This is a genomic window from Erwinia sp. HDF1-3R (assembly GCF_039621855.1).
GTDB lineage: Bacteria > Pseudomonadota > Gammaproteobacteria > Enterobacterales > Enterobacteriaceae > Erwinia.
Genome location: NZ_CP155071.1, coordinates 2684392 through 2698786, shown reverse-complemented (window position 1 = coordinate 2698786; position 14395 = coordinate 2684392). Strand labels below are relative to the sequence as shown.

The window sequence follows — 14395 nt, the reverse complement described above, 5'->3', positions numbered from 1 at the left end:
CTGAAAAATTCCGCTGGGATAAAGTGCAGGGAGTTTACCACAGGCGGGGGACGTAAAAAAAACGGGCAGCCTGGCTGCCCGTTATGACTTATTTAGCGGGAACCGCGGTCCCCCATTTACGCCAGTCTTTCGGCTCTTCGTCCTCCAGCAGATAGTGCTTGCCAGAGGTGGCCTGCGGCGCCAGCGGGATCGTTGGCGGCGTGGCAAACGCAATGCCGCCCTGAATGAACTGCTGGAAGGTGCCGGTTTTCACCACCCCGCCGATCAGACCGAATTTCAGGTTATAGCCCGAGGCCAGCCAGAAGACCGAGTTATTACGCACCAGATGCTGGTACTTTTTACTGATCCGCAGGGTTATCTGCACCCGGTCAGCCATTGCGCCCAGAGAGGTGCCGGTCACGGTACCCACTTCAATTCCGCGGAACAGCACCGGTGTACCCACGGAAAGCGAGCCGCCCTCAGGCGCATCCATTACCACGTTCAGGCCATCAAGATAGCGCGCGTCGGTGATGGTGGACTCCTGAAGTTCAAAGGTGCGCTGCGCCTGGCCTTTACCCGGATCGACATTGATATAGGGCTGCAGCAGCGTATCAAGATGATTAACCCCGGCCGCGGAGATAACCGGCGAGACCACCGAGAAGCGGCTGCCATAGCGCGCAAAATCATTCACGTATTCAGGGTAAAGCACGGCTTTTGCGATCACCTGGTTTTTATCCTGATTCAGCGCCAGCGATTCAAGCTGCCCAATGGTTATGCCAAGGTAGCGAATCGGCATACCGGGTGAAAGCTTACTGGCATCAAAGGTGTGCAGCATAATCTGGCTGCCTACCGCACGCGCCATCGTCTCAGAGGCGTAGAGCACGCGTTTGTCTTTACTGGTCAGGCCGATGCCCGCGCCGGTCAGGTTATCAAAGCTGATCGCTCCTTTTATCGCACGGTTAAGCGGTGAAGCCTGGACCGTCAGTCCGCCGCCGTTAAGCTGTACGCGCGCGCCGCCCTCAGCCCAGAACACGCTGTTCGCCGTGAGCAGATTGCGATACTCCGGCTTGATATGCACGCGCACGTCAAACTGGCTGGCTTTCGGAATGACATCTACGATCTCGCCCACCTGGAACTTGCGGTAGAGCACCACGGAACCGGCCTGAATATCGGGCAGGCTGTTGGCTGTCAGGGTGAGGGTGGTGGGCAGCTGATTGGTGGTAATACCCTCCGCCGCCTTCTCCGCATTGGCATAGAGCGGGTAGCTGGATTTCACTTCACCCTTGTTACCAGGCTCCAGCCGTATGCCGCCGTTGACCCATTCACTGGCGCTGGCACCCAGCACTTCCATCCCGTCCAGTCCCAGCTTCACGTCCAGCCGGCTGTTGATGATAAACTTACTGTCACCGTGTACCAGATGGCGGTATTTAGCCGCGATGGCCACGCTGAAATTAACCCCTTTGTCGGTAAGATCGCGGCTGACAACCTGGCCAATCTGCATACCGTGCAGCATCAGGGGTTGCCCTGCATCAATGCCGTAGCTTTCGGGGGCGGTCAGCTTCACCGCAATGGCGTCCGGCTGCTGGAGTAGCGCAGCGTTGCTTTGCAAGACGGTAAAGCGATCCTGCGGCTCACCGTCGCCGGGGATCAGCTCCAGCGTATTGCCGGTCAGCAGGCTGCTGAGGCTGCTGTCGGTCAGGCTGATTTTAGGGCTGCGCATTTCAATACGCGTGCCGGTACGCATCAGCCCGGTAACGGACGGATCCAGCGTCAGTTCACCGGTTACCTTGCCGCCCGGCTGCAAATTGAGTGCGGTCAGGGTGCCTACTTCCAACCCCTGATACATCAGCGGCGTACTGTTGGCTCGCAGATTTTTACCGTCAGGCAGATCCAGCGCAATCACCACCCCACGATGGCTGTGCGCCAGGTCGGGATAGAGATCGTAGTTATCATCCGTTTTTGCCTGGGGTGAGGCATCCGGCGAGTCAAAGGCGATGGCACCGTTCACCAGCGCCGCCAGACTCTCCAGCTGCACTTTCGCCCCGCTTAACCCAACATCTGCCTTAAGCCCGGAGACATTCCAGAAGCGGCTGTCCTTTTTCACCAGATTAGTGAAGCGTCGCTCAATCAGCACATCGACAGTAACGCCCCGATTACCCGCATTAATGCTGTAGTCGTAAACGCGGCCAACGGGAATTTTACGGAAATAGACCAGCGAGCCGCTGTTCAGCGATCCCAGATCGGCCGTATGCAGATGAATGAGCATTTCGCCGGTGTTAACGCGGTATTTAGGCTGCGTATCCAGCGCGACGAAATTCTCACGCGGTTTGCCCTTGCCCGGCATCATACCGATGTAGTTGCCGCCCACCAGCGCATCCAGACCCGATACGCCTGCCAGTGATGCTTTGGGCGTCACCAGCCAGAACTGCGTTTCGTCGCGCAGCGCATCGCGCATATCGCTCTTGATACTGGCCTTGATTTTGATGGTGCGCAGATCGTCAGTCATGCTGATGCCCTGCACAAGCCCGACCTCTACGCCCTGATAGCGCACCGGCGTACGGCCTGGGACGATGCCGTCAGCCGTGGCAAAATCAATGGTGACCGTGGTGCCGCGCTCCTGGTAATTCGTCCAGACGAGCCAGCCCGCGATAAGCAGCGCAATAAAAGGCAGCAGCCAGAACGGTGAAATTCTGCGCCGTCTCTTTATACGTGCGTCAGTCGGTGTAGTCGGCGTTTCCTGTTGCATGAGCATCCCAAAGTAAACGGCTATCCAGCCACTCAACGGCAAGGATAGTAAGTATGACCGATGAGCCAAAATAGAAGGCCGCCGGTCCCATAGTAAAAGCCAGAAGCTGATCGCGATTGACCAGCGACATGGTTAACGAGATGACAAACAGGTCCAGCATAGACCAGCGCCCAACCCAGGTAACCACTCGCAGTAGCCGGATACGGGTTTTAAGACCCTGTTCACAGTTAAAATGTATGCTGATCAACAACGTCAGCAGGACAATCACTTTAGTAAAGGGTACTAAAATACTGGCAATAAAAACCACTGCCGCGACGGGCACATTCCCCGATCCCAGCGAGAGTATCCCTGACAGTATGGTGTCCTCTTTACGGGCACCATTCAGATAGATAACAGAAATGGGCAGCAGGTTGGCCGGAATGAGCAGAACTATCGCCGCTATTAGCGCCGCCCAGGATTTTTGCAGGCTAAAGCGGCGACGGTGGCGCAGCGGAGTATGACAGCGGGGACAGCGTCCGCGTTCGTCAGGTAGCCCGGTATGGTGGCAGCTCAGGCATACCCTGAGCTTATCGGGTGAAACCTGCGGCTGCGGCTGTGGATAAAAACGGTGCCACAGCTGCTCAATGTTCATATGAATCAGGGTGACCAGGCTGAGCACTGCCAGCGAGATAAAGGCCACCAGTCCGGGGCCGGGTGTGATGCTGGCGTAGTCCTGCACTTTAATTGAGGCGACGGCAATACCCACCAGGTAGATATCCAGCATGACCCACTCTTTCAGCCGTTCGAGCATTAAGAGTACCGGGCGAAGATTCATCCCCAGCTTTTTGCCGAAATAGAGGTAAGCAATTGACGCCACCAGCGTCGCCGGCGCACCAATGGTGCAGAACGCCACCATAGAGGCGGTGATCACGTTGCCCTGCTGGGCCATCTGATAAATGCCCCCAATCAGGGTTGCGCTGATATTGGTGCCGAGCAGCCGAATAGAAACCAGCGACTCACTAAAGGCGAACGGCATAAGCAAGAGCATGGTGACGGCCATGGCGGTCAGACGGGTCATTGACCAGTCGCGACCGTTCAGGATGCGTGCATTGCAGCGCGGGCAGTGCGCAGACTCGTTTGATTTCACATCCGGCAAGGAAAAAAGGGTATCGCATTGTGGACAACGCTGATAACGTGCCTGAGGCAGAGCATGACTAATGGTGAGTATTTTCATAATCCTGACTATGCTGATTGACCCGGCAGTGCGTATGCAGGGCAGGGTTAGGCCTGGTCGTACACCATGATGTCAGATAACACATCGGGTCATGCTTAAGGTCCAGACGGTACTAAGGGTATATTAACTCTTGAGATGATTCACCTTATCGATCTGAACATATCATGCTTATTTTATCAGGTGCGGTCATCATCCACCGCGCGACAAGTTTCCACAATGGTTAAAAAATGACAAAAACAGAATTTTATTCGGACCTCAACCGCGATTTGCGCGCGCTTATCGCCGGTGAAACCAGCTTCCTGGCCGCAATGGGTAATTGTAGCGCGCTTTTATTCGAGCGTCTTGAAGGCGTCAACTGGGCAGGGTTTTATCTTCTGACCGAGCCAGACACGCTGGTATTAGGGCCGTTTCAGGGCAAAATTGCCTGCGTACGTATTCCTGTGGGTAAAGGGGTGTGCGGTACGGCGGTAGCCGAATGCACGATCCAGCGCGTTGCGGACGTTCACGCCTTCCCGGGCCATATAGCCTGTGATGCGGCCAGCAATGCTGAAATCGTCCTGCCGCTGGTGGTGAATGGCCAGACAATCGGCGTTCTGGATATCGACAGCGTGGAATATAACCGCTTCGACAATGATGATGAAGTCGGACTGAAAACATTGACCGACGGGCTGTGTGAAGTGCTGGCCGGATCGGATGTGGAAAAATTTATTCACATCAAACGCAGCTAAAGCGCTGGATCACGTAGCATTTGCTGACGGTGTCATTATAATGACGCCTGTTCATGCCTGCGCTGATTGGCAAACCCGTTGTAATCAGGAAATTTCATGGAAAATCAACCTAAGTTGAATAGCAGTAAAGAAGTTATCGCCTTTCTGGCAGAGCGTTTTCCCGAATGCTTTAGCGCTGAAGGTGAAGCAAAACCCCTTAAGATCGGCATCTTTCAGGATTTAGTTGATCGTGTTCAGGGCGAAATGAACCTGAGTAAAACTCAGCTTCGTTCTGCTTTGCGTCTTTACACGTCAAGCTGGCGTTATTTGTACGGCATCAAGGCAGGCGCAACGCGCGTTGATCTTGACGGCAATGCGTGTGGCGTCCTTGAAGAGCAGCATGTTGAGCATGCCCGTAAGCAGCTCGAAGAGGCGAAAGCCCGCGTACAGGCCCAGCGCGAACAGCAGCAGGCAAAAAAACGCGAAGCGGGTGAAGAAGGTGCTCCACGCCGTCCCCGTAAGCCGGTGCGTAAACCTGGCGCTGAAGGTGAGCAGCCGCGTAAAGTCCGCAGCAAACCTGCCGCCGAGCGCGCACCTTCCGCAGAGCGTCAACCACCGCGCAGCAAACCCGTTACCGATACCACAGCACTGCAAGTCGGCCAGAACATCAAAGTCACCGCAGGCAAAAGTGCGATGGATGCCACCATTCTTGAAATTACCAAAGATGGCGTCCGTGTACAGTTAGCTTCCGGCATGGCAATGATAGTACGCGCAGAACACTTGCAGTTCTGATACGGAGGCCAATCAGGGCATGAACAACTTTTTTAAAACGACCGCACTTGCGGGACTGCTTCTGGCAGGGCAGGTCTTTGCCGCCGATACCATCGTGCGCGCAGACCAGATCCCTCAGCTTCATCAGGAGCCGCAGCATGCCACAGTGAGTGAGCGCGTAGCTTCTCGCTTTACGCGATCTCATTATCGCCAGTTTGATCTTAATAAAGATTTTTCGGTTAAGATTTTTGAACGCTATCTTAATCTGCTCGACTACAGCCATAACGTGCTGCTGACCTCTGATATCCAGCAGTACGACAGCAAGAAGAGCACCCTGGGTGACGAGCTAAAATCCGGTCAGCTGGACGTGTTTTACGATTTATACAATCTGGCGCAGAAGCGTCGTTTTGAGCGCTATCAATATGCGCTGTCGGTACTCAATAAGCCGATGAATTTTAATGGTCATGACACCGTTGATATCGACCGCAGCAAAGCGCCGTGGCCGAAAACGACGGACGAACTGAACCAGCTGTGGGATGCGAAAGTCAAATATGACGAACTCAGCCTCAAGCTGGCCGGTAAAACGGATAAAGAGATCCGCGATGTCCTGACCAAACGCTACCAGTTTGCCATTCGTCGTCTGGCCCAGAGCAACAGCGAAGATGTGTTCCAGCTGGCGATGACCGCGTTTGCTCACGAGATCGACCCCCATACCAACTACCTTTCTCCACGCAACACCGAGCAGTTCAATACCGAAATGAGCCTGTCGCTTGAAGGGATCGGTGCGGTGCTGCAAATGGATGACGATTACACCGTCATCAACTCTATGGTGGCAGGCGGACCGGCGGCGAAAAGTAAATCAATCACCGTCGGCGACAGAATTGTCGGCGTAGGCCAGCCGGGCAAGCCAATCGTGGATGTGATTGGCTGGCGACTTGATGACGTTGTTGCGCAGATCAAAGGCCCTAAAGGTAGCAAGGTGCGCCTTGAAGTGCTGCCGGCAGGTAAGGGCACCAAAACCCGCCTGGTTACGCTGACGCGTGAAAAGATCCGTCTTGAGGATCGCGCGGTGAAAATGACCGTGCATAACGTGGGCAAGCAGAAAGTCGGCGTACTGGATATTCCCGGCTTTTACGTTGGGTTGACCGACGATGTTAAGGTTCAGTTGCAGAAGCTGCAAAAGCAAAACGTTGACAGTATTGTCATCGATCTGCGCACCAACGGCGGCGGGGCACTGACCGAGGCGGTTTCGCTCTCTGGCCTGTTTATTCCAGGCGGTCCCGTGGTTCAGGTGCGTGACAACATCGGCAAGGTGCGTCAGGACAGCGACAACGACGGGATCGTTTATTATAAAGGTCCGCTGGTGGTACTGGTCGATCGCTTCAGCGCCTCAGCCTCGGAAATCTTTGCCGCTGCCATGCAGGATTATGGCCGGGCACTGATTGTGGGTGAGCCGACCTTCGGGAAAGGGACGGTGCAGCAGTATCGCTCGCTGAACCGCATTTACGATCAGATGCTGCGTCCTGAATGGCCTGCGCTGGGCTCCGTCCAGTACACCATTCAGAAGTTCTACCGCATCAACGGCGGCAGTACGCAGCGTAAAGGCGTGACGCCGGATCTGATGATGCCTACCGGGGTGGAAGCGATTGAAACCGGTGAGAAGTTTGAGGATAACGCGCTGCCATGGGATAGCGTGACGGCCGCGAACTATACCAAAACCGGCGACGTTAAAGCGCTGGTACCGCAGCTGCTGAAGGATCATCAGGAACGTATTGCGAAGGATCAGGAGTTCCAGTACATCCTCAAGGATATCGCGCGGTTCAACGCGATGAAGGAGAAGCGCAACATTATCTCTCTCAATCTGGCCGAGCGCGAGAAAGAGAATCATGAAGATGATGCACTGCGTCTGGAGCGCATTAACGCGCGTCTGAAGCAGGAGGGCAAGAAGCCGCTGGCTAAGCTTGACGATCTGCCTAAGGACTATAAGGAACCCGATCCTTATCTGGATGAGACGGTGAATATTGCCAATGACATGGCGCAGCTTGAGAAAGCTCAACCGTCAGATTCCGCAGCAAAATAACGTCCCAGGGCACAGCACAGTCTGTGCCCTTGTTTTTACTGCCAGCCCCCTCCAGCGTATTCCAACCCTCCTCAGCACCACCAAAGTGCATCTCTTACCGATCCGCTATCGGGTTCATTCACAGTGTAAAGTTATGTTTTTTTAGGTACTTAACGATTAAGAGCGCTTGAAATGTTTTCCGGAACCCATACGATAGCTATCCGCGTTGTGCGAATCCGTTAACTGAGGAAGATGAAATTATATGATGCGTATTGCGCTTTTCCTGCTGACCAACCTGGGTGTAATGTTGGTTTTCGGGCTGATACTCAGCCTGACGGGGATCCAGTCGAGCAGTGTTTATGGCCTGATGATTATGGCGGGTCTGTTTGGCTTCGGCGGTGCGTTCGTTTCACTGCTGATGTCGAAATGGATGGCCCTGAAATCCGTTGGTGGCGAAGTGATAGAGCAGCCGCGTAATGAAACTGAGCGCTGGCTGATGCAGACCATATCGCAACAGGCTCAGCGTGCGGGCATCGCCATGCCGCAGGTGGCCATTTATCACGCACCGGATATTAACGCGTTCGCCACCGGCGCGCGTCGTGACGCGTCACTGGTCGCGGTATCTACCGGGCTGCTCCAGAATATGAGCCGGGATGAAGCTGAAGCGGTGCTGGCACATGAAATCAGCCATATTGCTAACGGTGACATGGTCACCATGACGCTTATCCAGGGTATCGTGAACACCTTTGTTATCTTTATTTCACGCATACTGGCCCAGCTGGCCGCAGGTTTCCTCTCCGGCGATCGGGATGAAGGGGAGAGCAACAACGGCAACCCAATGGTCTACTTTGTCGTTTCGATGGTGCTGGAACTGGTCTTTGGTATTGCTGCCAGCATTATTACCATGTGGTTTTCGCGTCACCGCGAATTTCACGCCGATGCCGGATCGGCTAAGCTGGTGGGGCGTGAGAAGATGATTGCCGCGCTACAGCGTCTGAAGACCAGCTATGAGCCGCAGGAGGCCAGCACCATGCAGGCGTTCTGCATCAACGGTAAGTCGAAATCGCTCAGCGAGCTGTTTATGTCCCACCCACCTCTGGATAAGCGCATCGAGGCGCTGCGCAGCGGTCAATATCTGAAATAGCGGTAGGTTTGAGTCAAAACCGGGCCTGTGCCTGATGCTGAGCACCTTTGAGTGACAGGCATCAGCACAGGCCCGGTTTTTTTATGCCGCAGAAGGCATCAATCGGGGTCGGGCTGGCGGATGCGCATTGCGCTGACCACCGCCGCCGCGACGGCGAAACTGCCTGCCAGCACCAGCGAGGCGTGCGTGCCACGATCGCCAAACAGATTGAACATCAGCGCCACTAGCGCCGCACCGCTGGTCTGGCCCAGCAGGCGCGCGGTTCCCAGCATACCGCTGGCCCCGCCGCTTCGCTGACGCGGAGCCGATGAGATGATCGTATGGTTATTTGGCGACTGAAACAGCCCGAAACCCGCGCCGCACAGCGCCATGCGCCAGATAATATCCATATCACCCGGCGAGGCGGGCAGCAGCGCCAGCGCAAACAGGCCGGAGGCAAACAGGGCAAGCCCAATAGCGCCCAGCAGACCGGCGTGGTAGCGCTCAATCAGTCTGCCTGCGATGGGTGCCACGATCATTGTTGCCAGCGGCCACGGCGTCAGCAGCAGGCCTGTGGCGACCTCATCCCGCATCAGTACCGATTGCAGAAAGAACGGCAGTGAAACCATGGCCAGCATTTGGGCACAGAAAGAGCAGACCGACGTCCCAATGGAGAGGGAAAAGATCGGTATACGGAAGAGATCAACCGGCAGCAGTGGGAAGGGTAAACGCAGCTGGCGACGGATAAAGAAAAAGCCGATAACCACCAGCGCAGCCACTTCAGCCAGAATCAGCCGGGTGTTCTGCCCCTGTGCAAAGCCGCTTAGGGCCGAGATGAGCAGGCCGAAGGTCAGCGCATTCATCATCGCACTGATAACGTCAAAGCGCTGCCCCTGGGCTTTCTGCGCGTTGTCCGGCAAAAAACGCAGGGCCAGAGCCAGCGCCGCAATTCCTATTGGCACATTAATCAGAAACAGCCATTTCCATGAGGCGACCGAAAGCACAGCCGCCGCGACGGTTGGACCGGCGGCGGTGGACACGGCGACGATAAGAGAATTGATGCCCATTCCGCGCCCGAGAAACCGCTGCGGATAGATAATCCTGATCAGCGCCGTATTCACGCTCATCAGCGCCGCGCCGCCGAAGCCCTGTAGCACGCGCGCCAGGGTAAGCATGCCCAGCGTACTGGAGAAGGCGCAAAACAGCGAAGTACAGGTGAAAATGACCAGTCCTGCCTGATAAATGCGCCGGTAGCCGATAATATCGCCGAGGAAGGAGAGGGAGAGTAGCGAGACGATTATCGCCATCTGATAGGCGTTAACAATCCAGATAGATTCAGCCGGACTGGCCAGCAAATCGCGGGCGATGGTCGGCAGGGCGACGTTGGCGATAGCCCCGTCCATCACCGCAACGGTAAGGCCGAGCGCAATGGCCAGGATAGCGCCATAGCGCTGGGGAACGGGCAGTCCGTCCATTGGGGGAGTTTTCGGCATCGACCTTACTGTGCAGGAGGGGTGAATATCACCATGCTAATGATTTTTTGGCGATCAATCCAACTTAACCGCGCGGATCTGCATGGCGCAGACCCGCTTTGTATCAGTTATCAACCACTTCGGCGCTTTTTTTCAGTAGCGGACAGTCGGTTACGCCCACAATACCGCTATCGGTGTGCAGGTACTGAGCCGTTATCATCCCCCTTGCGGTGAGGTACTGACACTGAAGGCCCATGCCCGCAACATTTTTCGTGCTGCCAGCCAGTACGCCATAGCCGGTCACCAGCAGGGCCAGCCAAATGATGATTAACAGCGCAACGAGTCGAACTAAAAATCTCATGTTTTCTCCTTAAGATTGTTTTAACAGCAATCCTGACGTTACCGCCTCGCTGCTGGCACTCATCATAGCAGCATACTGCGGCGCGGCCCGCATTTCGTAATGAAGCATACACAAAGGGTCGTCACACGCCTTCGCGAAGGTTCTTAAATAACAGTGATGACGCTATCATTTCCAGGCGGAGCGGGTAGAATTCGGCTAAGTCTGCATTGGCAGATAATGTATTACATTAGCTTTTAGAGGCCTTTATGAATGAATTAGCAAATGGCGCGGCAGGGCTCGCTTCCACAGGCTTTATGCTCGCGCTGGTTATCCTCGGGCTGATAGTCTGGTTTTTTGTCAATCGGGCCAGCGTGAAGGCCAGTCAGCATATCCGCCTGCTGGAGTCGCTGCTGGAGGAGCAAAAACGGCAAACCCTGCTGCTTCGCCGCCTGAATGACGCATTGGCCGGTAATGAGAAGGGCGATCCCGCCTCCGACAGCCAGAACAAAGAATTTATTCGCCTCATTCCTGAACGTTAATTATTCCAAAGGAAACGCATGGCCTGGAAAAATCCCTGGTACGATCCTGCCAAGGCGCATCATACGCCTGAAGGTTTTCGCAATCCCGAACCTGACCTGCGCCAGAATGGCGATCTCAGGCGCTGGCGAAAAGAGCGCAAAGCCGCCGGACTACCCTTTCCGCCCGCGCAGGGTTACGACGGATTTATCGGGCAGTGGTGGCGCCGGGCCGAGCTGGGCGGCAGTGAAGATGCCGTCTGGTGGCTGGGCCATGCCTGTCTGCTGCTGCGGCTGGAGGGGAAATACATCCTTATCGATCCCGTTCTCTCGCCGCGCGCGTCACCCCTCAGCTTTTATGGGCCGAAACGTAAGACCCCGGCCGCGTTGAGCATCGAGGACCTACCCGCGCTGGACGCTGTGCTGATCTCTCACAGCCACTATGATCATCTTGACCGCAAGACCATCAGACAGATCCTGCGACGCTTCCCCGACGTGGAATTTGTTGTTCCGCTTGGGCTTGAACCCTGGTTCCGCAAGCGCGGGGCGGTGAAGGTAACCCAGCTTGACTGGTGGGAAAGCACCCAGACCATGGGTATCACGGTGCATGCGGTTCCGGCACGCCACTGGAGCATGCGCACGCCCTTTGATCGGAATCGTGCGCTCTGGTGCGGCTGGACCGTTAAATCATCGGCGGTGAATTTCTGGTTTACCGGCGACAGCGGGTACAGCGATAACCTGCTGGAGATTAATCGTCGGCTGGGCCCCTTTAATCTGGCGGCGCTGCCGGTGGGTGCCTATGCACCAACGTGGTTCATGCGCGGGCAGCATATGGATCCCGAACAGGCGGTTTCACTGCATGCTGCGCTGGGAGAGCCGCTAAGCATTCCTATTCACTGGGGCGTATTTGAACTGGCAGATGAATCACTGGACGAGCCGCCAGCCGTGCTGGCAGCGGCTATGCAGGCTGCTGGCCTGGATGCCGCACGCTTTCAGGCGTGGAAAATAGGCGTAAAAAGGTCACTGAATAATATCAGCCAGGAAAATTCTTAAAACGCTGTGTGGGCTAACAGGCAGGGAAAGCCTGATATTCCAAATAAAACAAAATCACTGATGGTACGACCATTATTAATTGTTGTCTCTCACTGCCTGCTAATGGGGCAGTGAGAAATATAGTCTCCTGATTTTGGTGCAATTTAAATTGCTACTTTTAAATGTGACTTTTTTTTGTACCAGACGGGCAGCGGGGTAATCACTTACTCACCCCAATTTAAATGAATTTTTTTGAGTAAGCTTTGCCATAAAAGTGCAATATCAATGATTAGTATTCACTTAATGTTTTAACAGGTAATAGACTTAAGCACGACGGCAGGATAAGCTTGGTTTCAGGATACGGAAATCAGTAACAGGCTGTCTGTACAGGCGTTAATCCCTCATCCGGCGTAAAACCTGTCTGACATGGCGTGCGCACTTCGCAGAAATGTGCATTCGCTCCTTGTTCTGTTTCAATCCTGAGCGATATCTCATATACCGTTTAAAAATGACTTGCCATTAATAAACGAATATGTGATAACGCTTTTAGTTAAAACGAGGTACAGTTCTGTTTATGTATGGCATCTTCAGTAAAGAAGTTTCGAGTAAAGACGTTGAATACCGCTTCCTTGCCGAGCCTTAATCCGTGCCTCATGCAGTAATGTCTCTGGTTTTTCTGTACGTTAAGCCCTCGGGCGAATAAACACTCTAAGGAATTTGCAAAATGGCAAAGATTAAAGGTCAGGTTAAGTGGTTCAACGAGTCTAAAGGTTTTGGTTTCATCACCCCTGCAGACGGCAGCAAAGACGTGTTCGTTCACTTCTCTGCAATCCAGGGCAATGGCTTCAAAACTCTGGCTGAAGGCCAGAACGTTGAGTTCGAAATTCAGGACGGCCAGAAAGGCCCTGCTGCTGTGAACGTCACCGCTATCTAATTTCGATCTTAGCCTCTGACTCGCCGTGCGCGGTGAGTCTTTCAGGCCAAAATCTTAATGCTAAAGCCCTGCCAGCACCGGCAGGGCTTTTTCATGCACGCCAATAAATTCTGCCCTCGCTTCCCGTTTCCGGTAAACTGCCGCCGTCAATACTATCCGGAGAGTCGTTATGTCCTACCAATGCCCACTTTGCCACCAGCTTCTGCTGCCTGATGCGTCTGGCTGGCGCTGCGAGAACAGGCACCAGTTTGATCGGGCAAAAGAGGGCTACGTTAACCTGCTGCCCGTGCAGCATAAGCGCTCGAAGCAGCCCGGGGACAGCGCAGAGATGATGCAGGCAAGACGCGAATTCCTTGATGCCGGACATTATCACCCGCTCCAGCAGAAGGTCTGTGACATGATTGCGCGTGTTCTGCCTGAAGGGCCGGTCAGGGTTCTGGATATCGGCTGCGGAGAGGGGTATTACACCCACGCCGTGGCGCTTCGTCTGGCGGTCCAGGGCGAGGCGGACATACACGGCCTTGATGTTTCCCGGGTGGCGGTAAGGATCGGTGCTAAGCGCTACCGTGACGTCTCATTCTGCGTGGCATCCAGCCATCGTCTGCCCTTTGCCGAAGGTACCTTTGATGCCGTATTACGTATCTATGCGCCCTGTAAAGCCCAGGAGCTGGCCCGGGTGGTGAAAGAGCAGGGATACGTGCTGACGGTCACGCCCGGTCCGCGTCACTTGATTCAGTTTAAGGCGCTGATCTACCAGGATGTGCGGCTGCATGACGACACCCCGGAGCAGATGGAAGGGTTCGAACTGGTGGAGCAACACTCTCTTAACTACCCGATGCGGCTTAACAGCGAAGAGTCCGCCGCCCTGCTGCAAATGACGCCGCTTGCATGGCGCGCGCGTCCGGAAGTGTGGGGCGTACTGGCGACCACGCCTGAGTTTGAGTGTGAAACCGACTTTACGCTGCGCCTGTGGCAGCGTAATAGCCACTCTGCCGTAGTCTGACGGATAGCGGCGTCGTTCAGGTATCAGCCAGGTGCTGCCGGACCATAAAATGGTAAATGCTCTCCAGGTCGTCGAGCTTACTGACGTGGACGTGGAGTGGGCGCTGCTCAAGCTGGATAACCAACACCCCGTCCTCTGAAAGATTCATGCTCTGAATGCGCTGATATTCAATAAATACCGGGCCATAGAAAAAACCTTCTGCCTTAAACAGCAGTTTAGGCTGGCGCAGCCAGAACAGATAGACAGAAAAAAAGGCCAGCACCATCAGTAAAGTGGTGGTGACCTGCGTCCCCTGGCTGGTGATATTCCTGTAGATGAGGATGGCAATCAGCCCGGTAAAAATAGCGCTGTCCAGTCCATTGCGACGCTTGAGGGGAACCCTCAGCCGGGTGTCACCCCGTCTTCGAGCCGTAATCAGCTCATCATAAATCGCATACATCATAAACAGTGCGATAAAAAGCACGATGAAATAATCAGTCAGTGACATCTTTTAATATCCCC

Annotated in this window: 14 protein-coding genes; 9 read left to right on the top strand and 5 right to left on the bottom strand. The window is 54.7% G+C overall.

Translation table 11 applies throughout. The annotated features are described in order from the left end of the window. Positions 1–88 precede the first annotated feature (88 nt). Both AAGR22_RS12315 and yebS read right to left on the bottom strand, forming a co-directional pair. Positions 89–2725 (bottom strand): MlaD family protein, encoded by a 2637-nt coding sequence (locus tag AAGR22_RS12315; protein ID WP_345827759.1) that lies wholly within the window; start codon positions 2723–2725, stop codon positions 89–91. Continuing rightward, a complete protein-coding gene (yebS, locus tag AAGR22_RS12310) occupies positions 2694–3938 on the bottom strand; it encodes a membrane integrity lipid transport subunit YebS (protein WP_067701221.1) in 1245 nt (414 codons plus the stop codon). The genes AAGR22_RS12315 and yebS overlap by 32 nt, the downstream gene beginning before the upstream one ends. A gap of 227 nt (positions 3939–4165) precedes the next feature. Here yebS and AAGR22_RS12305 point away from each other — a divergent pair, with 227 nt between their 5' ends. The 4 genes from AAGR22_RS12305 (at position 4166) to htpX (ending at position 8619) form a co-directional block, all read left to right on the top strand. Further along, positions 4166–4666 carry a GAF domain-containing protein gene (locus AAGR22_RS12305; RefSeq protein ID WP_067701224.1) on the top strand — a complete coding sequence of 167 codons (501 nt, stop codon included), beginning with the start codon at positions 4166–4168 and terminating at the stop codon, positions 4664–4666. Positions 4667–4762: 96 nt separating this feature from the next. Then, positions 4763–5437, top strand: a complete 675-nt coding sequence (proQ, locus tag AAGR22_RS12300; protein ID WP_067701228.1) for an RNA chaperone ProQ — start codon at positions 4763–4765, stop codon at positions 5435–5437. A gap of 19 nt (positions 5438–5456) precedes the next feature. Further along, positions 5457–7496, top strand: coding sequence for a carboxy terminal-processing peptidase (prc, locus tag AAGR22_RS12295; protein WP_067701232.1), 2040 nt, complete (start codon positions 5457–5459; stop codon positions 7494–7496). A gap of 241 nt (positions 7497–7737) precedes the next feature. Next, positions 7738–8619 (top strand): protease HtpX, encoded by an 882-nt coding sequence (gene htpX / locus AAGR22_RS12290; RefSeq protein WP_067701234.1) that lies wholly within the window; start codon positions 7738–7740, stop codon positions 8617–8619. Between the two features lie 98 nt (positions 8620–8717). Here htpX and AAGR22_RS12285 read toward each other — a convergent pair whose 3' ends face one another. Both AAGR22_RS12285 and AAGR22_RS12280 read right to left on the bottom strand, forming a co-directional pair. Further along, positions 8718–10091, bottom strand: a complete 1374-nt coding sequence (locus tag AAGR22_RS12285) for an MFS transporter (protein WP_345827753.1) — start codon at positions 10089–10091, stop codon at positions 8718–8720. A gap of 103 nt (positions 10092–10194) precedes the next feature. Then, entirely contained in the window at positions 10195–10431 is a 237-nt protein-coding gene (locus AAGR22_RS12280; protein ID WP_067701240.1) for a YobH family protein, read from the bottom strand. A gap of 245 nt (positions 10432–10676) precedes the next feature. On the opposite strand from AAGR22_RS12280, the gene AAGR22_RS12275 reads away from it, so the two are divergent. From AAGR22_RS12275 to rlmA, 5 genes are all read left to right on the top strand, one after another. Beyond that, positions 10677–10949: a YebO family protein gene (locus tag AAGR22_RS12275; protein ID WP_067701243.1), complete on the top strand. Its 273-nt coding sequence runs from the start codon at positions 10677–10679 to the stop codon at positions 10947–10949. Positions 10950–10967: 18 nt separating this feature from the next. Further along, positions 10968–11978: an MBL fold metallo-hydrolase gene (locus AAGR22_RS12270; RefSeq protein WP_345827752.1), complete on the top strand. Its 1011-nt coding sequence runs from the start codon at positions 10968–10970 to the stop codon at positions 11976–11978. A 553-nt stretch (positions 11979–12531) separates the two neighbouring features. After that, positions 12532–12600 carry a DUF2627 domain-containing protein gene (locus AAGR22_RS12265; protein ID WP_231877563.1) on the top strand — a complete coding sequence of 23 codons (69 nt, stop codon included), beginning with the start codon at positions 12532–12534 and terminating at the stop codon, positions 12598–12600. 81 nt (positions 12601–12681) lie between these two features. Continuing rightward, entirely contained in the window at positions 12682–12891 is a 210-nt protein-coding gene (gene cspE, locus AAGR22_RS12260; RefSeq protein ID WP_001062678.1) for a transcription antiterminator/RNA stability regulator CspE, read from the top strand. A gap of 169 nt (positions 12892–13060) precedes the next feature. Further along, positions 13061–13894: a 23S rRNA (guanine(745)-N(1))-methyltransferase gene (rlmA, locus tag AAGR22_RS12255; RefSeq protein WP_345827750.1), complete on the top strand. Its 834-nt coding sequence runs from the start codon at positions 13061–13063 to the stop codon at positions 13892–13894. A gap of 16 nt (positions 13895–13910) precedes the next feature. Here the strand turns inward: rlmA and AAGR22_RS12250 are convergent, their stop codons facing one another. Further along, a complete protein-coding gene (locus AAGR22_RS12250) occupies positions 13911–14381 on the bottom strand; it encodes a DUF986 family protein (protein ID WP_067701252.1) in 471 nt (156 codons plus the stop codon). Positions 14382–14395 lie beyond the last annotated feature (14 nt).